This is a genomic window from Marinilactibacillus sp. Marseille-P9653, assembly GCF_916618885.1.
GTDB lineage: Bacteria > Bacillota > Bacilli > Lactobacillales > Carnobacteriaceae_A > Marinilactibacillus.
On the sequence record NZ_CAKAKH010000001.1, the window covers coordinates 1,691,265 to 1,717,403 of the forward strand.

The 26,139-nt window shown below is 37.3% G+C and carries 20 protein-coding genes; 1 reads left to right on the forward strand and 19 read right to left on the reverse strand.

Going from position 1 to position 26,139, the window contains the following annotated elements; genetic code table 11:
- Positions 1–11: 11 nt before the first annotated feature.
- The 8 genes from LG377_RS08305 to LG377_RS08340 form a co-directional block, all read right to left on the reverse strand.
- Positions 12–470, reverse strand: coding sequence for a Fur family transcriptional regulator (locus tag LG377_RS08305; protein ID WP_225744197.1), 459 nt, complete (start codon positions 468–470; stop codon positions 12–14).
- Positions 471–573: 103 nt separating this feature from the next.
- Entirely contained in the window at positions 574–1,452 is an 879-nt protein-coding gene (locus LG377_RS08310; protein WP_225744198.1) for a S1 RNA-binding domain-containing protein, read from the reverse strand.
- 182 nt (positions 1,453–1,634) lie between these two features.
- Positions 1,635–3,392 carry a pyruvate kinase gene (gene pyk / locus LG377_RS08315; RefSeq protein WP_225744199.1) on the reverse strand — a complete coding sequence of 586 codons (1,758 nt, stop codon included), beginning with the start codon at positions 3,390–3,392 and terminating at the stop codon, positions 1,635–1,637.
- A 133-nt stretch (positions 3,393–3,525) separates the two neighbouring features.
- Positions 3,526–4,488 carry a 6-phosphofructokinase gene (pfkA, locus tag LG377_RS08320; protein WP_225744200.1) on the reverse strand — a complete coding sequence of 321 codons (963 nt, stop codon included), beginning with the start codon at positions 4,486–4,488 and terminating at the stop codon, positions 3,526–3,528.
- Positions 4,489–4,728: 240 nt separating this feature from the next.
- Complete coding sequence (gene dnaE / locus LG377_RS08325) at positions 4,729–8,040, reverse strand: DNA polymerase III subunit alpha (RefSeq protein ID WP_225744201.1); 3,312 nt, start codon at positions 8,038–8,040, stop codon at positions 4,729–4,731.
- A 79-nt stretch (positions 8,041–8,119) separates the two neighbouring features.
- Positions 8,120–10,711, reverse strand: a complete 2,592-nt coding sequence (locus tag LG377_RS08330; protein ID WP_225744202.1) for an ATP-dependent Clp protease ATP-binding subunit — start codon at positions 10,709–10,711, stop codon at positions 8,120–8,122.
- An 87-nt stretch (positions 10,712–10,798) separates the two neighbouring features.
- A complete protein-coding gene (locus tag LG377_RS08335) occupies positions 10,799–11,140 on the reverse strand; it encodes a metal-sulfur cluster assembly factor (protein WP_225744203.1) in 342 nt (113 codons plus the stop codon).
- 65 nt (positions 11,141–11,205) lie between these two features.
- A complete protein-coding gene (locus LG377_RS08340) occupies positions 11,206–11,970 on the reverse strand; it encodes a dienelactone hydrolase family protein (protein WP_225744204.1) in 765 nt (254 codons plus the stop codon).
- Between the two features lie 135 nt (positions 11,971–12,105).
- Between LG377_RS08340 and LG377_RS08345 the strand changes: the two genes are divergently transcribed.
- Complete coding sequence (locus LG377_RS08345) at positions 12,106–12,918, forward strand: Cof-type HAD-IIB family hydrolase (protein ID WP_225744205.1); 813 nt, start codon at positions 12,106–12,108, stop codon at positions 12,916–12,918.
- A gap of 54 nt (positions 12,919–12,972) precedes the next feature.
- On the opposite strand, the gene LG377_RS08350 is transcribed toward LG377_RS08345, so the two are convergent.
- From LG377_RS08350 to recG, 11 genes are all read right to left on the reverse strand, one after another.
- Positions 12,973–14,466: an NAD(P)/FAD-dependent oxidoreductase gene (locus LG377_RS08350; RefSeq protein ID WP_225744206.1), complete on the reverse strand. Its 1,494-nt coding sequence runs from the start codon at positions 14,464–14,466 to the stop codon at positions 12,973–12,975.
- Complete coding sequence (locus LG377_RS08355) at positions 14,450–15,157, reverse strand: ABC transporter ATP-binding protein (protein ID WP_225744207.1); 708 nt, start codon at positions 15,155–15,157, stop codon at positions 14,450–14,452. Before LG377_RS08355 ends, LG377_RS08350 begins: the two co-directional genes overlap by 17 nt.
- Before the next feature lie 9 nt (positions 15,158–15,166).
- Complete coding sequence (locus tag LG377_RS08360) at positions 15,167–16,258, reverse strand: ABC transporter permease (protein ID WP_225744208.1); 1,092 nt, start codon at positions 16,256–16,258, stop codon at positions 15,167–15,169.
- Between the two features lie 178 nt (positions 16,259–16,436).
- Entirely contained in the window at positions 16,437–18,296 is a 1,860-nt protein-coding gene (locus tag LG377_RS08365) for an oligopeptide ABC transporter substrate-binding protein (RefSeq protein ID WP_225744209.1), read from the reverse strand.
- A gap of 18 nt (positions 18,297–18,314) precedes the next feature.
- Positions 18,315–19,256: an ABC transporter permease gene (locus LG377_RS08370; RefSeq protein WP_370632548.1), complete on the reverse strand. Its 942-nt coding sequence runs from the start codon at positions 19,254–19,256 to the stop codon at positions 18,315–18,317.
- Positions 19,257–19,288: 32 nt separating this feature from the next.
- Positions 19,289–20,248 carry an ABC transporter permease gene (locus LG377_RS08375; RefSeq protein WP_225744210.1) on the reverse strand — a complete coding sequence of 320 codons (960 nt, stop codon included), beginning with the start codon at positions 20,246–20,248 and terminating at the stop codon, positions 19,289–19,291.
- A gap of 3 nt (positions 20,249–20,251) precedes the next feature.
- Positions 20,252–21,244 carry an ATP-binding cassette domain-containing protein gene (locus tag LG377_RS08380; protein WP_225744211.1) on the reverse strand — a complete coding sequence of 331 codons (993 nt, stop codon included), beginning with the start codon at positions 21,242–21,244 and terminating at the stop codon, positions 20,252–20,254.
- Between the two features lie 2 nt (positions 21,245–21,246).
- The gene (locus LG377_RS08385; protein WP_225744212.1) at positions 21,247–22,248 is read right to left on the reverse strand and encodes an ABC transporter ATP-binding protein; all 1,002 of its coding nucleotides are present in this window, start codon (positions 22,246–22,248) and stop codon (positions 21,247–21,249) included.
- Positions 22,249–22,491: 243 nt separating this feature from the next.
- Positions 22,492–22,731, reverse strand: a complete 240-nt coding sequence (gene acpP, locus LG377_RS08390) for an acyl carrier protein (protein WP_225744213.1) — start codon at positions 22,729–22,731, stop codon at positions 22,492–22,494.
- Positions 22,732–22,956: 225 nt separating this feature from the next.
- Entirely contained in the window at positions 22,957–23,955 is a 999-nt protein-coding gene (plsX, locus tag LG377_RS08395) for a phosphate acyltransferase PlsX (protein ID WP_225744214.1), read from the reverse strand.
- A gap of 31 nt (positions 23,956–23,986) precedes the next feature.
- A complete protein-coding gene (gene recG / locus LG377_RS08400) occupies positions 23,987–26,041 on the reverse strand; it encodes an ATP-dependent DNA helicase RecG (RefSeq protein WP_225744215.1) in 2,055 nt (684 codons plus the stop codon).
- Positions 26,042–26,139: the final 98 nt, after the last annotated feature.

The following is a 26,139-nucleotide window of genomic DNA, read 5'->3' on the forward strand; positions in this document are numbered from 1 at the left end:
TACATAACTCCTTATTGATCATTATCAGCTTGTATCAGACACTCTCCACATAGACCATGAAAAGTCAGTCGATGATCCTTTATTTTAAACTGATACGTTTTTTCGATCTTTCTTTCAATATCCATCAGCATATCTTGCTCGACTTCATCGATTTTCCCACAGTTGAGACATAACAAATAATGATGCTGATGGTTATGTTCGCTATTGTTAATATCGTATCTTGCAATACCATCTTGAAAGGCTATTTTATTGATCAACTTCAGGTCAGTCAATAGTTCTAGCGTCCGATAAACGGTTGCTAATCCAATGCCTGTATGCTCTGATCGAACAGCCAGATAGATTTCTTCTGCACTTAGATGCTCTTTTTCAACCAAGACTTTCAAAATGATCTCTCGTTGAGGGGTCAATTTGAATCCAGATTTATAAAGCTTTTGCTTAATTGATTGTATAGTTGTATCCGTCTTTTCCATCTTTATCCCCTTAGATCAAAACCATTATATTTATCTACTAAATCTTTGTTTAATTATAATCAGTATAATCTAGAAAGAAGAGACTTACAACTGTCTTTCATTTTTAACCTTCACTTTCTTCTTGAGGATCTTTGATCAGTTTTGTTCCAAAGTCATCTTGTTCAATTAATCTTTGTTTAAACAATCTCCCAAGCGCTCGTTTAAACTGACCCTTACTGATACCAAATTGATTTTTGATTGCTTGAGGATCACTTTTGTCGTTGAATTTAATGTATTGATCTCCAGCACGTCTTAGAACCTCAAGTATCATCGCCGCATCTTCATCTAATACCTCATAAGCTCTGGGTAGCATAGAAACGTAGTAAACGCCATCTTCTCTTAGCCCAATAATACGGCCAGAGACATGTTCGCCTAATCTTGGTTCTCGTTCACGCTCTGACGGGTGAATGAATCCAATGAAATGATCTTCTGTGATGAAATATGTTCCAGCTTTTTTAAGTCGGAAAGTATAGCCATTGATATCTTTGTTGTGCGCTTCTTTCTCACCATTTTCGTAGATTGCATAGAAATCTTCTTCATCAGCAAGTTGTCCCCACATACGATCCTGTTCATCAACTGAGACCGTTAGGTAAAGTTTGTCTCCTTTTTTTGGCCATAAATGTCCTTCATATGGAAGATCATCAAGTGAGATAACTAGATCTTTATTGTGCCAATTAACGTTTACAAACACGCCTAAAGATCTTTTAATATCTATGACTTCTCCCCAGCCGAAATTCCCTACTCTTACTTCAGGTATTTCAGTTGTAAATAACTGATTTCCGCCTTTATCTACATAACAAAAACCTTCAATTGTTTGACCTAGTTCTAGTTCTTCGTGATTCTTTGTTAAAACTTCATACGTAACACCATTATTTTGAACAAAGGTGGCTTTCTCATTTTTATCTGTAACGATGCCCATGACGACATTTCCAAAATTAGACATAATTCCACTCCTTTTTTTGTTTTCTATAAAATCAAAAGACGATGAGATCAGATCTTGGAGTAAGTCTTGTTTCTACTCCAGATCAGTTAGCCTCATCTGAAATTCAACTTATTCCAAGATCATTATAATCTCATCGTCTGATTATGATCATTATTGACTGAACATTCTTAATATAAAGCGTATTAGATGGCAGTAGTTGCTCCACGGTAGATAATTCCACGACGAGCATCAACTGTGATTAATTCGTTTTGTTCGATCAATCCAGTAGCATTCTCAGCTGAAACAACTACAGGAATACCCATTGCGATTCCAATAACTGCAGCGTGAGAAGTTAATCCACCTTGTTCAACAACGATTGCTGCTGATTTTTCGATAGCTGGAAGATAGTCTTTATCAGTGTTTTGAACAACTAAAATGCCGCCTTCAACAGCTTTTTCATTAGCTTCGTCTGCAGTTGAAGCAACGATTGCTTTACCAATAACTGATTCTGATCCAACACCTTGTCCACTTACAAGTTTAGAACCAATTAATTGAATTTTCATAACGTTAGTTGTTCCACGTTCTCCAACTGGCACTCCAGCAGTGATGATAATAAGATCGCCTTCTTTAGCGTATCCTTTTTCCATAGTTGTTTGAGTAGCCAAGTTAAACATATCGTCAGTTGACGTAGGTTTTTCAGAAAGTGTTGGAATAACACCCCATTGTAGAGATAATCCACGTGCAGTTTCTTCAGAGAAAGTAATTGCTAAGATGTCTGCTTTAGGACGGAATTTAGAAATCATACGAGCTGTATGTCCAGATTCAGTAGCTGCAACAATTGTATTGATTTTCAAGTTACGTGCAGTATGTCCAACAGCTTGTCCAATTGCTTCAGTCATATCACTTTGATCATATGCTTTAAGTGCATAAGCATCTTGTTCAAGTAACGCAGCTTCAGTACGAATAGCAATGTTGTACATTGTTTGTACTGATTCTACTGGATAATCTCCGGCAGCAGTTTCACCAGAAAGCATGATTGCATCTGAACCATCAAAAATCGCATTCGCAACATCTGAAGCTTCAGCACGTGTAGGACGTGGGTTAGCTTGCATTGAGTCAAGCATTTGAGTAGCAGTGATAACTGGTTTACCAGCAGCATTACAAATACGGATCATGTGTTTTTGCACGATTGGTACTTCTTCAGCTGGAATTTCAACACCTAAATCACCACGAGCAACCATTAAACCGTCAGAAATCTTAAGAATTTCTTCTAAGTTATCGACACCTTCTTGGTTTTCGATTTTTGGAATGATTTGTACATGCGTTTTATCATTTTTTTCTAGTAAATCAGTGATTTCTAGAACATCTGATGGACGACGTACAAATGACGCAGCGATATAATCGATATCGTTTTCTAATCCGAATAAGATATCACTTTTATCTTTTTCAGTTAAACCAGGAAGGTTTACTGAAACGCCAGGTACGTTAACACCCTTTTTATTTTTAAGAATACCAGTATTTAATGCAGTTGTTACGATTTCACCGTTTTCGTGGTCAATATCTGTAACTTGTAGATTAATCAGTCCATCATCTAGTAAGATGTTAGAACCAGGATTTACATCGTTGATTAAGTCTTCATAAGTAACTGAGAACTTTTCTGTAGTACCCTCTACTTCAGTCATAGAAACGCGAATCGTACTTCCTTTAAGGATTTCGATTCTTCCGTCTACCATATTTTGAGTTCTGATTTCTGGACCTTTAGTATCTAACATGATCGCAATCAGTTTGTTTGTTTTTTCAGCAGCTTCACGAATGTTTTTAATACGAGCTAAATGTTCTTCGTGATCTCCGTGTGAAAAATTTAGACGAGCAACGTTCATTCCAGCTTCCATTAACTTCGATAGTGTTTCAACTGATTCACTTGCAGGTCCAATAGTACAAACGATTTTTGTCTTCTTCATAAAAAATAACGCCCACTTTCGTATATGTTTTATTTTTTGTTCTAATTTACGTTAACTAGTGCGTATCACATTTTCTGTTCGAATCTGCAAATTGTCTAGCGTACGTTGAATTCAAGTATGGAGTATTCTTTTCTTAGGTGGAGATTTCTTCGTTGAGCTTGTATAGTTCTAGGTTTGGTTTGTGCTTCATATTATCAAGAGTATCCACAATGTCATGTGCAACGATTTGCTCATTGATTAACCCAAGAGCTAATCCTCCGCGGTCTTCTTTTAAATATTCTACTGCACTAGCACCAAATCTACTTGCAAGAACACGATCTCGAGCAGTTGGTGAACCACCACGTTGAACGTGTCCTAAAACTGTTACGCGTACATGGAAGTTGTCAATAGCATCTAATTTTTCTGCGAATTCTTTTCCATCCATTACGCCTTCAGCTAAAACGATGATTGTATGTTTCTTGCCTTTTTCTCTACCTTCACGAATGTTATCCGCTACGGCAGTAAGATCAAATCCCATTTCAGGAATAATAATCTGTTCAGCACCACTAGCAATACCAGCCCATAAGGCAATATCTCCAGCATCTCTTCCCATTACTTCAATAACGAAAGTTCTAACGTGAGAAGTTGCTGTGTCTCTGATTCTATCCAAAGCATCTAGTACTGTATTGATTGTTGTATCAAAACCAATCGTATAATCTGTACCAGGTATATCGTTATCGATTGTACCAGGCAAACCAATACAAGGATATCCATGTTTTGTTAATGCATAAGCACCACGGTATGATCCATCTCCACCGATAACAACTAATCCTTCGATACCAAAGCGATTCAATTGTTCAATTCCTTTAAGTTGTCCTTCTTCAGTAGCGAATTGTGGATATCTAGCAGAGTACAAGAACGTTCCGCCACGTTGGATAATATCTCCTACGTCTCGACGAGTCAACTTACGTATATCTCCCGCTACAAGACCAGCGTAACCATAATTGATTCCGTAAACCTCCATACCTTCATATAGAGCTTTTCTTACTACTGCACGAACAGCAGCGTTCATGCCTGGAGAATCTCCTCCACTTGTTAAAACTCCAATACGCTTCATATCAACCTTTCACCTCTAATACATATTTTAATCATCTAAAACAATTAATTAAATTACCTATGATGAATTGATCCGTTAGTATGATTTATGATAACGCTATAATGAGAAAACTTAATCAAAGAAAAACGACTTTTGAAAAACGTTCTCATTCATTCATCTAGTTTCCATACAAGTAACATTCTATCACTTTTTGCGATTGATGTCTCATAAAAATGGTAACTAACTAAGTTTTTTATGAAATTAACGAAGAATGACATTCTCTGATCCTAATATTTCACTCAGCATCTTAATCAGTTCCTCAGATCCATTCGTAGAATAGGAACTTTTTAATAGGTGTTTCTTCCCAGTGTTTGAGTCGTATACAAGTACTGGAGTTGTCCCGATATATTCTCTCAATATAGACTGAACTTGTTGAAAAAGTGATTGATTTTGTTCAAGAGAATCAATTTTCAAAAAGAGTGTCTTCTGAGGTTGTTCCAATGTTAACGTATCAGCCAATTCGACTCTTCTAACTAGAATTTTATAGCGGTCACTGTCTCCCTCTACTTTGCCTTCTACCAAAATAGCGACATCTTTTTTCAAAGACTTGATATATTTCCTATGTTGTTCAGGAAATAAAGTCAGCGAGCACGATGCTGTTTGATCAGCTATTTCAACGAATGACATCGGTTCTCCTCGTTTAGTCTGAATCGTTTTAACCGCTTTAATTGTACCAATAAACTTCATATTTTTATTCATTTTAGCATCCGCAATATAATCAATATTTTGAGACTCTCTGATTTTATTGTATTTCTCACTTGGATGCTCCGAGAAATAAAACCCGGTCACTTCAAATTCTTGTTCCAACTTCGTTTCAGAATCAATGTCTTCTGTTACTTCAATTCTTGGAGCTAAAGAAGCAAACAATTCAAGATTCCCGTCACTCATACGGACACTTTCAATTACGCCTTCTAACGCTCGGATCATTGTTCCACGATTGTAGCTTAATCCATCAAATGCCCCAGAGTAAACAAGTGGTTTGATATAATTTTCTTTTCGCCATTTCTGGTCTAGACGGCTCGTGAAATCTGTCAGATCCTTGTAGGCTCCCTGGTCTTTTCTGTTTTTATAGATAGAATAAATTAAATCCCTTCGAAGACCTTTAATAATATCCAAACCAAATTGAATCGTATTTTCGTGCAAAGAAAAAGAATATTGACTCCTGTTGATGTCCGGACCATTTAATTCCACTTTGCGTTTACGAGCTTCCAAGACATATTCTTGAAGTTTCGTTTTGTTATTGGAAGAAGCTTTCATCAGTGCCGCAAAAAAAGCAGCCGGATAATGTGTTTTAAAATAGGCTAATTGATAAGCTACCATTGAATAGGCAACCGCGTGCGATCGGTTGAATCCGTAATTAGCAAATTGTTCAATGTAATGATAAACTTGCGCCGCTGTTTCTTCAGTATATCCTTTATTGAGCGCTCCTTGAATAAACTGCCTACGACCAGAATCGATTTGAGTCTTTATTTTCTTTGAAATAGCTCTTCTTAACATGTCCGCTTCCGCAAGTGAATACCCTGCTAATTTAGAAGCGACTTTCATGACTTGCTCTTGGTAGACCATAATGCCATAGGTGACATCCAAAATACTTTCTAAATCATTATGAGGATAGCTGATTGGCTCTAATCCCTTTTTTCTAGATATAAATGTATCTATCTGTTCCATAGGACCCGGCCTGTACAGAGCATTAACAGCTACAACGTCCTCTATATCCGTTGGTCCAAGTTTGCGCAAGACTCTTTTGATTCCTGGAGATTCAAACTGGAAAATACCATTTGTATCTCCTTTTTCGAAAAGCTTGAGTGTCTCAGGATCGTTCAGTGGAATATCTGAAAGTTTACTAATGTCTTTAGATTGCTGTCTTGCAAACTGTATACAATCCGATAAGATGGTTAGATTTTTCAGCCCTAAAAAATCCATTTTCAGTAAACCTACTTTTTCAACATCTGCCATAGCGAATTGAGTCAGAGAAAGATCGCTATTCCCGTTTTGCAGCGGTACAGAATCCGTAAGGGGCGTATCTGAAATGACGACTCCCGCCGCATGCGTAGATACATGCCGCGGCAAACCTTCTAATTTTGTTGCCGTATCATAAATTAGAAGGTTCTGTTCTGACTCATTTACTAGGTTTTTTAACTTTGAGGATTCTTTCATTGCTTTTGTTAGTGTCATGCCTAAGCTACCTGGTATAGCGTCTGACCATTTTTTTAATTCCTGAGTACTCAACCCAAATACCCTTCCAGAATCACGCAAGGCCATTTTAGCAGCAAAAGTCCCGAATGTTGCAATTTGAGCTACGTGCTGATTCCCGTATTTTTGATTTACATATAGAAGAATCTGCTCTCGTTTATTGTCTGGAAAATCCAGATCGATATCTGGCATAGAGTATCTCTCTTCATTCAAGAACCGCTCAAATAGTAAACCGTAGGCTATTGGGTCAACGTCTGTGATATTAAGAACATAAGAGACTAGTGAACCAACAGCAGAACCTCTTCCTGAACCTGTTACGATATTTTGGCTGTGAGCATATTTCATCAAATCCCAGACAATTAAAAAGTAATCTGAAAAGCCCATTTTCGAGATGATTCCCAATTCTTTTTCCAGTCTTTCTGTGTAAACTGGTGTTACGGTCTTTACTTTCTGATTGAGCGCTTTTTCACACAGTTCATAAAGGTACGGATCTGTCTCTTTGTTTTCTGGAATTGGAAACTTTGGAAGTACTGGTTGATTTAAGGTTAACTTTAAATGAGTACTATTTGCTATTTCGTCCGCTTTATCAAGGAAGTGTTCTAATCCAACTCGCTGATATCGTTCGATGAGTTCATCTGCTGAGACCAGGTATTGATCATTGTCCAATTCTTTATCGAGATCAATCGTTTCATTGGCCCCAATTGTTTTAAGAACGTCTGTAGCAAACGCATCATCTTTTTCAATGTAATTGACTTCGTCAGCTGCTACGAGTGGAACCTGATAATTTTCTGATAATGCTTCAAGCCCACTTCTAATTGGATCTAATGATTCGTGTAGAGAGTAGCCGAGAAAGAACCGGTTAAAGTACTTTTTGTACGTCTCTAATACTTTTTGCGCTAAATGTATGTCCTCTTGTAATAGTAAAGCTTCGATCTCACCTGTTATTCCTGGCGATATGGCAATAAGGCTATCCGTCGACATCGCCAGATCATCGAGCGCTACTGAAGTCTCTTCTGTCATGACTTTGGTTGATAACTGGATCAATCGTTTGTAACCTTCTTCATTTTTAGCAAGCAAAAGAATAGGATAAGTATTCTCGGGTGAATGCACCGATTCGATATCCAGTTTCAAGCCTAGTATTGGTTTTAATCCAGCTTTTGTAGCTTTCTCATAGAATTCCACTGCTCCGTAAAGCACATTGTGGTCGGTGAGCGCAATAGCTGTGTATCCTCGCTCTTTAGCTTTTAGGATCAGCTGATCTATTGTGGTCGTACTCTTTAGTAAAGAGTACGTACTTGTTACATGCAATTTTGTAGGCACTCTTTTTACTCCTTACCTATCCGTAATCAATATTATCTTAACGATTTTCTAACCATTTCGAAAGTGTTCATTTAAATAATCACTTTGTTTTGAAGACAAGCTGATGATCTTTTTCATCTACAGTAATGACTGCATCTGTTTTAATCTCATCAGCAATAATCATTTTCGCTATAGGGGTTTCAATTTCATTGGTCAAGTAACGCTTAATCGGTCGTGCACCAAATGCAGGATTGTAGGATTCCTCAGCTATCCATTCTTTTGCTTTATCCGTTAATTCTAGATGGTAACCTCTAGTAAAAAGTCTCTCTTCCAAATTTAAGACTAATTTTTCTACGATTTTTACCATGTCTCGTTTCGTAATTGGTGAGAATAACACAATATCATCCAGTCGATTTAAAAACTCGGGTCTAAATGACTCAAATAACTTTTTTCTGACTGTAGACTCAGTAGCTTCGTCAATGATTCCTTCTTCAGACGTTTCTTCAAGCAAAAGATCGGAACCAATGTTGCTTGTTAAGATTAAAACTGTATTCTTGAAATCAATCAACTGTCCTTTAGAATCCGTTAGTCTGCCTTCATCAAGAACTTGAAGTAAAATGTTAAAAACATCTGGATGTGCCTTTTCAATTTCATCTAGCAACACTATAGTGTAAGGATGATTTCTGACTGCTTCCGTCAGTTGTCCACCTTCATCGTACCCTATATATCCTGGCGGTGAACCTATTAATCTAGAGACGCTGTGTTTCTCCATGTATTCACTCATGTCTAATCTAATCATCTGATCTTTGGAATCAAATAAATTCATCGCTAAGGTTCTAGCCAATTCTGTTTTACCAACACCAGTGGGTCCTAGAAAAAGAAAAGAGCCTAGTGGTCGATTTGGATCTTGTATTCCTGCTCTTGCTCTCATAATCGCATCTGTTACAACATCTACTGCTTTGTCCTGGCCGATTACTTGAGTTTTCATTGCAGTGTTCAGATTTAGAAGTTTATCTCTTTCGGTTTGTACCAGTTTATTTACAGGAATGCCTGTTATTCTGGCTACAACCTCAGCCATCTCGTCTTCTGTAACTGTTTCTTGTACCAGTCTATTTTCTGAAGCCTCATTTGATTGCTGAATTTCTTCTAGTTCCAGCAATTCTTTTTCAAGTGAAGGAATTACACCGTGTCTTAATCTAGCTGCTTCTTCTAGGTTATATTCAGATTCAGCATCTTCAAGTCTTCGTTTTTCTTGATCGATTTCTGATTTCTTGTCTTGTATATCTTGCATTGAAATTTTTTCTTTGTTCCATTTCAATGTAAGATTTTCCACTTCTTCTCTTAAAGAAGCTAATTCTTTTTGGATGATTTCTAGTCTTGACTGACTCTTATCATCTGTTTCTTCTTTCAATGCTTGCTCTTCTATTTCAAGTTGCATTTTTCTTCTAGTCAATTGATCCAGTTCTGTTGGCATAGAATTCATCTCAACTCGGATACTCGCACACGCTTCATCGACCAGGTCAATGGCTTTGTCTGGAAGGAAACGCTCCGTCATATAACGACTTGATAACTGAACCGCCGCGACTAGGGCATTATCTTGAATGTTCACCCCGTGGTGGATTTCAAACCGTTCTTTTAATCCCCTAAGAATACTGATTGCTTCTTCACTTGAAGGTTCATTAACCAAAACTTTTTGGAATCTTCTTTCTAGCGCTTTGTCTTTTTCCATATAGGTTTTATATTCATTGATCGTTGTTGCTCCAATACAGTGCAATTCCCCTCTAGCTAGCATCGGCTTCAGTAAATTCCCCGCATCCATGCTACCTTCAGTTTTACCAGCCCCCACAATTGTATGAATTTCATCGATAAATAAGATAATGGTACCATCACTCTTTTTTACTTCTTTTAAAACAGCTTTCAGTCTTTCTTCAAATTCTCCACGGTATTTAGCTCCAGCTATCAAAGCGCCCATATCTAGTGAGAAAATCTTTTTGTTCTTAATATTTTCTGGAACGTCATTTCTCACGATTCTTTGAGCTAGACCTTCAATAATGGCTGTTTTACCAACACCTGGTTCTCCTATTAGTATAGGATTATTCTTGGTCTTTCTGGATAAAATTCTGATGACATCTCTAATCTCATCATCTCTACCGATAATAGGATCTTGATTGCCTTCCTTGACTTGTTTAATCATATCTACAGAATACGTTTCTAATGCTTGATAAGAAGATTCCTGTGATGCACTCTGCACAGTTTCTCCACCTCTCCATTCTACAACTTTATCTTTCAACAATTTTTCTGATAATCCAACGTTCTCTAAATAAAAACGCAGAGGATGATTTTGAGACATCAGTGAAACCATCACAACATCGACTGCAATAAAATGATCTCCGAATTCTTCTGCTATTTTTTCTGCTTTTTGAAGAAGCGCAAATAATTCAGAGGATAGTTGAGTACCATATTCAATTGAAGCTCCCTCTACGATTGGGATCTTATCCAGTTGATTTTCGATTTGTTCAATCAGAGCACTCATATTCACTTCACATTGTTCGTATAACTTATACGCTAGATGATCTGGCTGCAGAAAAATTCTAAAGAGATGTGCCGTTTCAATAAACTGGTGACGTCTCACTTTAGCAATATTTTGAGCTTCTGAAATGGATTCCTGCATGACCGTTGTATATTCAGCCATATTTTCTCCTTCTTTTCCCTAATAATTTGGTTTTTCTCTAATAAAAAAGAACTGAGCTTTAAATTGAACTCAATTCTTTTGATCTTATTATCGTATACCTAATGCAATTCGAGCGTAACGGCTCATTCGAGTTGTGTCCCACGCAGGATACCAGACTAGTTTAACGTCTGTTTCTGTAATTTCAGGTACAGAATCCATTGCGTTCAAAATATCTTCTGTAATAACATCCGCTAAAGGACATCCCATAGTCGTTAAAGTAATCTTGACTTCACAATATCCACCATTAAAGACATTAACTTCATAAATTAATCCTAGATTCACGATATCAATCCCTAGCTCCGGATCAATAACTTGTTCCATTGCTTCCATGATTTGATTTTTTATATCGCTCAGTTTTTCTTCTGACCATACAGATTTTTCTTCTGACATTAGCCTACCTCCTCATTCACGTGTCTTTGTTTCATCATACCACATGGTATTCAGTTGTCTAGTCATTATAAACCGAAACTTTTAGCAAAAAACTTTGCCATTTCTACAGCAATTTCATATGGTACTTTATGACCATGACCTGAACCGATTGAGAATGAAATGTTTTCTGCATATGGCTCATCTTTGATCATCTCAATAAATACTTCTGTTTGCTCAAATGGAACAAGCTCATCTTTCGTACCATGCCAGAAGTACACAGGTTTACCTGCTAATTTTTGGGGCTGTTCTTTCAGCGAGATTGTATCCAGTTGTCTTTTCATTTCATCGTTGATGAGTCCGTCGACACTTTCATAACCATCGTACCATTTTGATGTCAGTAACCATTTTGAAAATTCAATCGGCGAAGGATTTCCCATTAAAATTGCTGCTGAGTGAATCCAGTCAAATTGCGTTAACATGGCACTGGTGGTAATCCCGCCCATTGATAATCCACTGATGCCAAATTTTTCTGGATCAGATAAGCCTTTTGAGAGATAGTCGTTTCGTATGTCTGAAACTTCTTTTAAATTCTGCGAAACGACTCTCCAAAACACCGTATGATCTTGGGGGTTATCCGTAGCCTGTACTCTTTCTCCATGCATATAAGCTTCAGGTAAAATTGCTCTAATCCCTCTTTTAGCTAACTCATAGCCCTGCACAAGAACAGATTCTTTGTGACTCGTCCATCCATGATAGAAAATAACCGTCGGAATTTCTTCATTTATGAGGTCTTCTTTCACTACTTCAAGTATCGGTATTTCATTGATTGTTTTTTGAATGATCTGAAACATACACACACTCCTACTACATATACTTTTTATTTTCAGTTTGTTATACTTAAATAGATATCTTCGATTATTTTATCACATATCAAATTTATTTAATATCAGACTAACTGATATTTATTAGTTAAAAGGAGTATTGGGATGAACCGAAAATTGATTGCACTCGATCTAGACGGAACAACTTTAAATGATGTTCAACAGATCACATCAGAAACGCACAGTGTTTTAAATAAGCTAAGAGACCAAGGACATATCGTATCCATTGCGACTGGTCGACCTTTTAGAAATAGTCACTATTATTACAAACAATTAGAAATGACAACACCCATCGTAAACTTTAACGGCGCATGGTGTCACAATCCTTCAGATAAAGATTGGGATTATGGTTACCATAAATCACTTAGCAGAGATTTAGCGATTTCAATGTTATCATTGAAAGACGATCCAGAAGTTCAATTGATTGCTGCTGAATCTAGGGACGGTATTTATGTTCATGGAGACTACGTTCCTTATCCAGACTTTTTCCCGGATGGTGTGAAAGTTAGTAAGCAATTATCTTCTGAAACACTCCTGATTGATCCAACTTCAGTAGGCGTCTTCACAAATACACAGCAAAATCAGTCTAAAATTGAAGAACGCATTATCAAACATTACGGAGAGGCTGTTGAAGTCAGAACATGGGGAGGATTCGCTCCCTGTCTTGAAATCGTTGCAGCCGGTGTTCAAAAAGCAATGGGTGTTGAGCGTATTGCTTCTTATTACAATATCGACCGCAAAGATATTCTAGCGTTTGGTGATGAAGAAAATGATTATGAAATGATTCAGTATGCTGGACACGGTGTAGTCATGAAAAATGGTAACGATAAATTGAAAGTTGTCGCTGATGATCTTACTGGAAAAACGAATCACGATAACGGGTTAGCAGATTACTTGACCAACTATTTCAACCTATAAAAAACACTTTGAGTAAAAGCAATGACTAGACTGCTTTTTGCTCAAAGTGTTTTTTTATTTCTTATCGTCTAATAATAGTTCATCTACTGCAATCTTAGCAGAAGTCAATACGATTGGAACACCTGCTCCAGGATGTGTACTACTACCTGTGAAGTAAAGATTCTCACAATTCTTCGCTTTTGCTTGCGGTCTAAAGTGATTACTTTGAGTTAACGTAGGTTGAAGTCCAAAGCACGCACCATTATACGCATTGAACTTGTCTCTCCAGTCAATTGGAGTCATATAAGACTCAGATATAACTTCATCTTCTACGTTTTCAAACCCTTCAATGGTTTTCAACTTCATGAAAACTCTGTCTCGATAATATTGAATCGTATCTTCATTCCATTCGTACTTAGAAGTAGATAAATCTGATACAGGTACCAGAATATAAAGCCCATCTTTTCCTTCAGGCGCAAGGGATGGATCCATTTTAGAGCCCATGTATACATAAAAAGAAGGATCGCTTAGAACATCTCCTGAAAATATGTCTTCTAAGTTTTCATCGAGATCTTTAGAGAAGATAAAATTATGGATATTTTCAATTTGCTCATATTTTTTGTCCATACCAAGGTACATAATAAAGCAAGAACAAGAGTACTTCATTTTATCAATTTTTTTGTCTGTATACTTGCCTTTAGATTTTTGATCTTTCACTAAATGCTTCATAGCATATGGAAAATCAGCATTACACATGACAAAGTCAGAATGAATGATTTCGTTACCGACTTTAATGCCTTTTGCTTCTTGTTTTTCAATAACAATTTCTTCTACTGAAGTATTATATTGAACTTTTCCACCTAACTCTAAAAATAGCTTCTCCATACCAGTGGCCATCGTATGCATTCCGCCTTTAATAAACCATATACCATATAAATACTCAATCATTGGAATAATAGTATATAGTGAAGGACCGTTATTCGGCGAAACTCCAATATACAAAGTTTGAAAACTGAGGATTTGCTGTAGTCTTTTATCTTTGATGTATTTACCAATTGAATGGTTGGCACTGTCAAATGTCTTCAATTTAAGCGCTTGGTGTATCACTTTAGGATTATAAAAGTCACTTGCATTTCTAAAAGGTCTTTGAATGAAATGATCTTTTGCTACGATGTAACGTCCATAGATATCTTTCAGATATCCTAAAAATCCAGCCATATCCTGATCACTAATGTTTTCCATTTCTTGCGTAATCTTTGTTAAATCTGAAGAAACATTGATTTTTTCATCTTCAAAAAAGGCTGTATACATTGGGTCTAGTCTTTGCATTGGAATATAATCGTCTGGATTACGACCCGCTAATTCAAAAACTTCTTTATATATATCTGGCATCATCACCAGACTTGGTCCCATATCAAAAGTAAAACCATCTTTTTGTAACTGATTCATCTTTCCACCAGGAATCGATTCTTTTTCGTATAAGGTTACGTCGTATCCTGCATGTTGCAATCTAATCGCACTCGCTAAACCTGCTGCACCTGCACCAACTACGCTAACTGTCTTCTTCATTTTTTCCTCTTTTCTTTTTGTCTGTCTGTTTTTCAAGTACACCATCTTTCATGACATATACAGAGTCACAATATTCTGTCAATCGCTCATCATGCGTTACCATGATTGTGGCTTTTTTCTTGTTTTTAGTTTCTCTTGCAAGTATTTCTACCACTTCAAAAGCTCTAGAAGTATCCAAGCTAGCCGTAGGTTCATCTGCTAATATCACTGTAGGATCATGATAAAGCGCTCTCGCGATAGCTGCTCTTTGTCGTTCTCCACCAGACAAATCCCCAGGATATTTATCTGCTAAGTCCATTATATCCAACTCTTCTAGTAATGTGTGAATTCTATCCGAATTTATACTTGATTTTTCTACTTTATTTACAAGTATTAACTGTTCCTTGACTGTTAAGAACGGAACAAGATTCGAGGCTTGAAGAATAAATCCAATCTCTTTGAAGCGTCTTTTTGCTCTTTCTTTTTCTTTCAGTTCACTGAACTTCTCATTAGCAATCCTCACACTACCTTCTGACGGTTGCTGTAGTCCTCCGATAATCGTTAAAAAGGTGCTTTTACCAGATCCACTAGGACCAATGATCGCAACAAATTCTCCTGGTTCAACTGAAAAGTTTGTTTCTTTCAATGCCTCTATTGTTTTACTACCATCTTTAAAACTTTTGCTGACTTGTTTCAACTCAATCGATTTCATAGTTCCCCCCTATTCTATCGCTTCCAAAGGATCGATTTTCACTACTGTTCTCACTGAGAAAACGGCTCCCAGTAGTGCAAACACAATGAGTGATACCATTGTTGCAACTAAGAACAAATAATTATTCTGATAAGGTACTGCCGAAGGTAAAAAGAACCCTGTAAGCATCGTTAATCCAAATCCGATGAATATACCTATTAAAGCTAACAGGAAGGTTTGAGCAATAACGGATTTTGCAATATACCCAGAAGAAATTCCCTGTGCTTTCATCACACCTAACATTGAAGCTTTTTGTAGTGTTAATACATAGATAAAAATGCCTATGACAAGCGCAGCAATTAATACTAGAAATCCAATCATCAAACCGAATGTCAAAACTTGTGCATTATATCCGGGTAGTTTATTGATAAATTCGCTAGTTGAGTATACTTCCAAATCATCGCTGTCAACTGAAACTGTATCTATATCTCCTTCATTCCTCACAACAACTCCATTAATGGGGAATTCTTGATCCTCTTCAATAGTATCAACGTCTTGCTTGATTTTTTGAAAAGTATCTACAGTTGTATATAAGACAGGCGTTACGCTAAACTTTGCTCCATCCGTGAAACCAGCAATTTTTATTGTACGGTCCTGCCCAGATAGCTTGAGCATATCCCCTACTTGCAATCCTTCTTCTTCAGATAAGGAAATATCTGCTACTACTGTATCCTCTTCAAACGTATCTCCTTCAACAATGTCCGGGTTGAGAAACTCATCCGATTCGATTCCAAATATCGTTACATTGATGTTATCCTCTGTATCTTCTGATCCGTCTATTCTTACAATATTAGAACTAACACCTAAAATAGCTTTTTCATCTAAAGTGACATAATCTTGTTCTTCAACTTCAAATATTGAGCTATTCAAGTTTAAATTGGACTCATTGGTTAAAACAATACCATCCGCATCCCATTTATCAACAGCTGTACGATTTTCTTGAGCTAACCCGTAAGCTAATCCTGTCAAAAACGAAACCAGATACGATACCAATACTACGATACCGATAATCAAGGCAAATCTTGTTTTAGAGTATCTAATTTCTTTCCAAGCTAAAAACATATCATTTTTCCCTTCTTTTGTAATTATGTATAACACTTGTTTGTATAGCCCAAACACTATATTATCACAGATTACTTACAAGTGGTGCATGAAGTGAATTCGAACATTACAAAAAAACCAGTCAGCGTTTAGCTAACTGGTTTTCTTATTATAAAAAGTAATTAATTGATTTTATTGATTATTCAGTAGCACGATCTTCAGAAGTCAAGTACCAAGTGTGGTAAGCAACACCCGGTTGATCCGGATCTGCACCGACAGTAACATCGTAAGCACCTACACGGTTGTTAACTGGGAACACTGCTGTACGGAATAACGTTGGAATGATTGGCAATTCTTCCATGAAGTATTCTTGCCATTCATTAAAGACGCCTGCACGCCATTCAGTATCAAAGCCTTCTTTACTTAACATTTGTTCCATGTATTCAGTATTCTCGTCAGTTACCCAACGAGTATAGTTGAATGGAGCAGTTTCTCCATAAAGGCCATCTGGAGTCGGATCAGTACCTGTACCCCAAGCTCCTTGATAGATATCAATTTGAGGATCATCCGCTTCTACACGATCATAGAATGAGTTGAATTCATGTAAACGACCTTCCAGTAACTGAACGTTTAGACCAATACGAGCCCAAGATTGGATGTAGTATTCAGCGATTGGTTCAGCAACATCTCCACCAGACATTGATGCAAAGTTGATAACCAATTCTTCTCCTTCAGGAGTTGTACGGTACTCTTCTCCTTCAGCTAATTCATATCCAGCTTCATCTAAAATTCTATTAGCTTCATCTACATCAAATGGATAGCCTTCGACATCTTCATTGAAGTAATCTGAGAAGTTCGGGATAATTGGAGAAGTTGCACGACGGCGTAAACCTTGGTAGAATCTTTCTCCCACTGCATCATTATCAATCGCATATGCCATTGCTTGACGTAAGTTTACGTCTGCCATCTTAGCATCTGGGTTATAAACATTTTTAGCTGGTTCATCCCCATCCGCTTCTTGCCATTCACCTAATTTGAAACCAATGTAAGTATATGAGTTTTCATCACTACCAACAATTTGGTAACCAGGTAGATTCTCAAATGTATCATATTGATCCGTAGGCATACTGATGAATAGGTCAAACTGCGCATTCTCCATTGCTGCTACCGCAGTTGATGTTGGAACGGTTTGTAATTCGATACCGTCAAGAATCGGAGTTCCACGCCAGTAATCTTCATAACGAGAATAAGAAACAGACTCCCCAGGAACGATATTATCTACTTTAAATGGACCATAACCTAATGGTCTTTCACGAACTTCTGGAGCTGATTCTAAATCAGCAACTGGAATTTCTCCTAGATAGTGACGAGGTGCTGCGTAAGTCCATACACCACCACCGGCTTGGAGCATCTGAACTCCAACTTCTTGATATTGGATTGTCAAAGTCATCTCATCATCTGATAAAGTCATACCTGAAATAGAATCTGCTGCTCCAGTCTTGTACTCATCAATACCGACAATGTTTTGTAAATCAGAAGTATAACGAACACCAACGTAGTCAGGATCAGCTATAATTTCATGCGCGAAAAGAATATCATCCGCTGTTAATGGTTCTCCGTCATGCCATGTAATGCCGTCTTTAACAGTTAAAGTTACTGTATTCGCTTCTTCATCCAGTTCCATTGTAGCTGCACCAGAATCGTCGATTTGATAATTTTCATCAGAACCTACAAGTTCCCCCATAGTATACGCCATAACCTGAGCATCAGGATTACCACTATAAAGTTCCCAACTGAATATCCCAGTGAACGGAGAATCAGATACGTAACCAATACTCATCGTTCCGCCTTCAATGGCTTCGCCATCATTTTCAACACGTGTTTCGAATGTTAATGGGCCACCTTCTGCGTCGTCTCCTTCAGTTGCAGAGTCAGTTCCCCCATTACCAGTACCTGTATCTGTTCCTGAATCATCTGATGATCCCCCACCACAAGCTGCGAGTACAAATGCTACAGCTGCTGAACTTGCTAATAAGCTATATCTTTTTTTGTTTGACATTTTCTTTCTCCCCTTTTCTTAACCTAATCTTTGTTTAGAGTCTGCCGCACGTTGTAATGCACGACCGACATAGTTTATACACAACACCAATACTAATATTAGTATTGAGGCTGGTAACCAAACCCATGCTTTATTACCCAGAACATCTGGGTTTTGAGCTGTAGAAACTAGTGATCCTAAACTTGGTACACTGGGTGGAAGCCCAAATCCAAGGAAAGACAATCCTGTTTCTAGCCCGATATTACCGGCAAAGTTCAAAGTCAAATTAACAATGATCAATGAACTGATATTTGGCATCATTTCGCGAAGTATAATTAATATTGTAGGTGTGCCCATAGTTTTAGAGGCGCTAATAAAATCAAGTTTTCCAACAGTTAGTGCACGCCCACGTATGAACCTCGCCTGTCCTACCCATAAGAAAGCACTCATGATTAGAATAAAGGAGAATACATTATAGTTTGGCACTAATGTTACAAAAATAATAATAATCATCGTTTGAGGTAAGATCATTATAAAATCAATGATTCTCATTATGACGTTATCAACTGCTCCAGCGTAGTAAGCTGCTAGAATCCCTACTAAAACACCTAATATACTCGTAATAAAAGTAACCGCTAGGCCAATTGACAATGAATTTCTAGCTCCGATGATGAGTTGTCCAAAAACATCACGTCCGGCTGAATCTGTACCTAGTAAGTACTGAGTTCCTTCTGTAAATGGGTCTGTACTCAAAGACATCGGTGGTAGATAAGAGTCAAAAAGACTAACTGTTGTAACGGTTTGTTGATCTAATAAAAACGACACACTATAAACCGCTACAAGAATGATAACCATTAAAATCAATGAAGCTAATGCCAATTTATCTTTGGCAAATTCTTTTATTATTACTCTAAATCCCATTGGGGGTAAAGAAGCAGTAGCGTCTTCTGACATGATCGCTGCATCTTGGTTTGAAGCCATAAGAAATTCATTCCTTTCAATTTAATAGATATCTAATCAATACGTATACGTGGGTCTACTGCCATTAAGATCAAATCTGAGATTAAGGTTCCAATTAAGCCCAGAAACCCATAGAACAGGACAAGAACAAAGATTACACTGTAATCACGCGTATTGATCGAGTCTAAGAATAAATTCCCCATACCACTGTAACTGAAGATTCTTTCGATAAAGATCGAACCCGTCAACAAACCGACAATGGTATAACCAAATCCGGATGCAATAGGAAGTGATGCGTTACGGAAGATATGTTTTGAATACACTTTATTTATTGGTACGCCTTTAGAGCGCGCTGTCTTGACATAGTCTGATACTTTTGCATCAATGATTTCAGTACGTAAATACTGAATAATTCCAACCGTTCCTAAAACAGCAGTTGTAATAGAAGGTAAAATCAAGTGATAGGTTCGACTCCAAGTTCTTTCCCAGAACGTCACTGCTGACACATCGATTGATCCTCGAGATGGGAACCATCCTAGGTTGAATCCAAAGATGTATACCATCAATAATGCTAAAACGAATGTAGGCACTGCAAAACTTACAAAGTTATAAATGATAACCGTTTTATCAAGAACTGAATCATTGAAACGTCCTGAGAGGATTCCTAAAGGCAGTCCAATCATGTATGTCAATACGGTTGAGAGTAGAGAAAGTCTAACCGTATTCCCGAGTCTATCCCCAATTACATTTACAACGCTTGTCTTGTAGTTGAAACTTCTTCCGAAGTCTCCTTGTAAAGCATTCCCAACCCAGCGTACATATTTAACAGGTAATGGATCATTTAACCCAAATCGCTCACGCAAAACATCCAATTGAGCAGGATCGATATTCGGATCAATCATTCCGGTAAATGGGTCTCCCGGCATAAATTCTGCAATGATAAAGATTAGTAAACTTAAGATGATCATTTGGGGAATCATCAGTAAGAGTCTTCTAAATATTGTTTTCCACATGGCTTATGCTTCCCCTCCTGTATTGATTGCCTCATTTTGAAGAGAACGATTTGGTCCTTCAGGCTTAGTCGCTACAAAATGACTTCCTCTAAACTCTTGAAGATCATATACACGACCATCTGCATCATAATATTCTGTTTCTTGTGCATCGTACTCTGCTTCAACTCGTTGACGTTCGATTTTCTTCGCTTCTCTAGTTGAAGGATCCATATCTGGTATTGCTGAAAGTAGTCGTTTAGTGTAAATGTGTTGTGGGTCTCTATAAATATCTTGTTTTGGACCTTGCTCTACGAACCGTCCTTTATGCATAATTGCTATATTATCAGCCATATGTTGAACAACACCTAAATCGTGAGAAATGAATAAGTAACTTAAATCGTATTCCTTTTGGATTCTACGCATGAAGTTCAAAACTTGTGCTTGTACAGATAAATCAAGTGCTGAAGTCGGTTCATCAGCGATGATTAACTTTGGATCACTGGCTACAGCTCTGGCAACCCCAATACGCTGACGTTGTCCACCTGAGAACTCATGAGGGTATTTGTACATTGCTTCTGCATTCATACCAACAATATCCAGCAATTCTGCAACTCTACGTTTAATTTCATCAGGAGTATAATCAAAATAATTTCGCATTGGTTCACCCATTACATCAATGATACGTTTCTTGGGATTCATTGATGAAGTAGAATCTTGAAAAATCATCTGAACATCTTTGTTGTAATTGGCATATTTCTTTTTACGGCTTCTTGCTCTATTTGTAACATTTTCACCTTCATATAATATTTCTCCGGAAGTAGCTTTTTCCAGTCCAATAATTGTTTTGCCAATCGTTGTCTTACCAGAACCCGATTCACCAACTAAACCGTAAGTTTTTCCACTTTCGATTGTAAGGTTGACCCCATCGACAGCTCGCACATGATCTTGAATCGTGTTTAGTATGCCTCCGCGAATAGGATAATGCACTTTTAAATCTTTAACTTCCAAAAATCCCATGGTTATTTTTCCTCCCCTTCAAAGTGGAAATGTTTCCAGCTATTTCCTCTTACTTTGTGGTTCGGAGCAATTTCCGTTAATTCTGGTTCTTCATCAAAGGCTTCGTCTGGAATCCAAGGAATTCTCGGTCTGAAGCGGTCCCCTTTACGCGGTAAGTTTTGAAGAGATGGTACAGTACCGTGAATAACGTGTAATTCTTCGCCTTCTTCAAGTTCATGAGGAATTGAATTTAATAGTGAACGTGTATATGGATGTTTAGGATCTTTGAATAATACATCCACTGGTGCTTCTTCTACGATTTGACCAGCATACATAACAGCCACTCTATCTGCTGTTTCAGCTACTACACCCAAATCATGTGTAATCAAGATGATTCCTGATCCTGTTTCGGCCTGAATATCTCTCATCAGATCCAAGATTTGAGCTTGGATTGTAACATCTAGTGCCGTTGTTGGTTCATCCGCAATAATAATTGGTGGTTTATTCGCCAATGCTATTGCAATAACGATTCTTTGTCTCATACCACCAGACAGTTCATGTGGATAAGCTTTCATGATTTGTTCAGGTCTTGGAATTCCTACTTGATTCAGTAATTCAAGCACTCGTGCTTTAATTTGTTTTTCGTCGAAGTCTGAATGATAAATCAATGCTTCCGCAATTTGATTGTAAATGGTCATCAAAGGATTCAATGACCCTAGCGGATCTTGGAAGATCATACCGATATCGTTTCCTCGAATTCGATTGTATAATTTTTCATTCAAGTCAGTTAGATTTAAATCTTTATATAAAATTTCTCCAGTAATTTTAGTATTGTTAGGATCATGTAGCCCCATGATCGCTGTAGCTAATGTAGACTTGCCACACCCGGATTCTCCAACGATTGCTAAAATTTCATTTTTCTTTAGCGTCAGTGAAACACCATCAACTGCGTTATGGTACTCTTCACCGAATCGGAATCCAGTTTTTAAATTATTTACTTCAAGTAAGTTTCGTTCGACGGCCACTGTTTAACCTCCTATGCATTTCTCCTCATTGACAAAAATGAGGAGAACATTAAATAGTTGCTATCTTTTTAATCAACTACTTAATATTATAAAATGAATTATACACTTTCTAATTTTTAATTTCAATAGCACATTTATCATTTTATAACAGAATATTAAAAAAACAAGTCGATTTCTAATTTTCCTGATAATATTCAGCATATTTATCATAAATTTGTCATAAAAGGGTAAAAAAAAAGCGAATCACTGATTCGCTTTAATATAATCTACAGCTTTACCAACGGTTGTAATATTTTCTGCATCTTCGTCAGAAATCTCATTTCCGAAAGTGTCTTCCAATTCCATGACCAATTCAACAATATCAAGAGAATCGGCACCTAAATCTTCTTTAAATGTCGTATCTCTAGTAATTTTCTCTTCGTCTACACCTAATCTTTCTACAATAATTCCTTTTACTTTATCGAAAACTTCTTGCTCTGCCATCTTCTAATTCCTCCAATTATTCTTATTGTGGCCAAAAGTATAACATTTTAAGTTATACTTTTAGTTTCTCATTTTTAATCTTATTTAACCTAACTCACAAGAGTTATTGTAGCTTATTTTAGTTATAATTTCCACGTTGAATCTAAAAACATCTTTTCGAGCATTTTGATTTATCAGATTTCAAACGTTATCACTCTAAGAATAAAGCGTTACCTTGCCATTAATCTAATCGTTCTCATAATACTTCACTAAATCACTAACCATATTAGAGGCTAACATTTCTCTAATTTGTTTGATTGTTTGGTAAACTGGCTCAGCAGTTGCAGAACCATGTGTTTTAACTACTGGAGCTTTAACACCGATCATCACTGCCCCTCCGTGTTTTGAGTAATCCATTACATCTTTCATGTTAGACAAACTATCTTTTAAAAGCAAGCCACCTATTTTTGATTTAATGCCACTATTCATTATAGAGCTCTTAATCAGTTTAGACATAGAGAGTGCTGTTCCTTCGATAGTCTTCAATACAGCATTCCCTGTGAAGCCATCAGATACAACAACATCAGCTACTCCATTTAACAGTTCTCTTGCTTCTACATTCCCAACAAAATGGATTGCATCGTTTTCTTTTAATAATTTGTAAGCTTCTTTAGTCACTTCGTTTCCTTTATTTTCTTCCGTACCATTATTTAATAAGCCGACTCGAGGATTGTCTATCCCTCTTACAAACTTGGCATAATACGTCCCTAGCGTAGCATACTGATTAATGTTGCTCGGTTTGCTATCTGCATTTGCTCCGACATCCAAAAGATTGAATGCATCAAGGTTGTCACTCATTACTGGTAAGGTTGCTAGCAGACCTGGACGCTCAATGCCTTTTACACGTCCAATAATTAAGGTTCCTGATGCAAGAAGTGCTCCAGTATTACCAGCGGAGAAAAGTGCATGATTTTCCTCGTTTTTAACAGAGTTTGCTGCCATGACCATAGAAGCATCTTTTTTTCGTCTAATTGAACGAACGGGATCATCTTCACTGGTAATTTTCTCATCCGTGTGTACGATTTCGATGTTACTTAACTCTTCATTGATATATTTCTTGATCAATTCTTCTTTTCCGTACAACACTATCGTTATATCTTTGAATTCCTTAGCTGCTTTAATACTTCCTTCAACTAGCGCTTGCGGTGCATTATCTCCACCCATAGCATCTACTGCAATTCTCATATTTCTTTTCCTCCTATTCAGTACTTTTTTACTAATCTAAAAATGAGTATCTTGCTTGTTCATCTATCCCTACTTCATTTCTCAAAAATTGGTACTTTTCTGCTTCAAAAAATTCTGAATTATTCAGTAAAAGAGCTGCCTCGTTTCTGGCACTTTCAAGTATCTGGAAATCTTCGACAATGTCAGCAACCTTGAATTCGGGTAAACCGGATTGTTTTTTACCGAATATCTCCCCAGCACCTCTCATTTCCAAATCCTTTTCACTTAAAACGAATCCGTCATTTGTTTGGGTCAGTATTTCCATACGCTGGGCACCTGTTTCCCCTTTAGGATCAGCAATTAATATACAGTAAGATTCTTTTTTACCTCGTCCTACCCTTCCTCTTAATTGATGTAACTGAGCCAGTCCGAATCGATCAGCATCATGAATGATCATCAGCGTTGCATTAGGGACATTTACACCGACTTCGATTACAGTAGTAGATACAAGTATCTGTAACTCATTACGTTTGAACTGTTCCATTATGGAGTCTTTTTCAGCAGCAGACATTTTCCCATGTAATAATCCCGCCTTATACTTAGGTCCGAACTTTTCTGCATAGGTCCTATATAGATCAGTCGCATTTTGAAGATCCATCATTTCAGATTCTTCAATAAGTGGACTGATGACATAGACCTGAGATCCATTGCTCAGTTCTTTTTCCATAAACGGGAGCATTTGAGTAAACTGCTTGGGTCTGATCCAATGAGTTGCAACGGGTTCTCTCCCCGGTGGTAATTCATCGATTACAGAAATATCCATTTCTCCAAAGGCACTGATCGCTAAGGTCCTAGGTATCGGTGTCGCTGTCATAAATAATACATCTGGATGATCTCCTTTTTCTCGTAGAACTTTTCGTTGATTTACACCAAATCGATGTTGTTCATCTGTGATCACTAATCCTAACTTGTTGAAGTTAACTCCTTCTTGGATCAAAGCATGCGTTCCAAGCAGTCCATCGATTTCTCCATTTGCTAATTGTTCTAACAGTTCTCTACGTTTGGCCGCTTTTGTGGATCCTGTCAACAGATCAATACGAATATCCATCTCTTTGAACATCTCAGAAAGACTTTCCATGTGTTGCGTCGCAAGAATTTCTGTAGGGGCCATCAATGCAGACTGTAGACCTGCAGTCCAAGCCGCATAAATAGCTGCTGCCGCTACAACAGTCTTACCACTTCCTACGTCCCCCTGAAGCAATCGGTACATCTGAATCGGAAGTTTTAAATCTTTACAGATTTCGTTTACTACTCTCTTTTGAGCGGCAGTCAACTCAAAGGGTAATGATCGAAAGAATGCTCTGAGCTTTTCAACATCATAATCTATCACATTTCCATGGTCAGTCATTTTGTGTTGCTTCCTTAACCACTGCATCTGTAATTGATAGATAAAAAATTCCTGAAATATGATAGCTGTTCTAGCCCGCTCATTATCCCCATCCTCTTCAGGAAAATGCATCATTCTGATAGCGTCTCTTTGAGAAACAGTTTGATATTTTTTCCTAATCGATTCTGGGACAATTTCCGGAATGAGTTCTTGGTAGTCTTGCCAAGCTTGTCGAATCAGTTTGATCAGTGTAGCTTGTTTTATATGCTTTGAAGTATGGTAAACAGGTTCTCTGTTTTCTTTTTCATCGCTTAAGCTGTTACTCAATACTTTAATACCACTTAATTGCATTCGAATGGCATCCCATTTACCGAATATAGCTGTTTCTTTGCCTGCTGCCAATTGTTGTTTTAAGTAGGGCTGATTGAAAAAAGTAACCGGAACAATCACATGCTCAACATTCAACCGAAAAGATAGACGATTCTTTCCTCTACCAAAGTGACTTAAAACTGGGTCTGATACGAGCGGTCCTTTTAGTACAACTTTTTCTTTGTCTTCTATTTCGTCAATAGCTTTTACAGTAAGGTCTTCATATCTGAAGGGATAATATGTCAATAGATTATAAATCGTTTCAATTCCTAATTCTCTTAGTGCATCGACTCTTTTAGGACCGACGCCAGATAAGACCGTTACGGGATCAGAAATACTTTTACTTGTCATAACATCCCTCCTTTTTTCACTACCTGAAACCAGAAAGGAATAGACAAAACAACAAAGATAAATCTTCGTTATTTCATCTATTCCCCCTTTAGATTTAT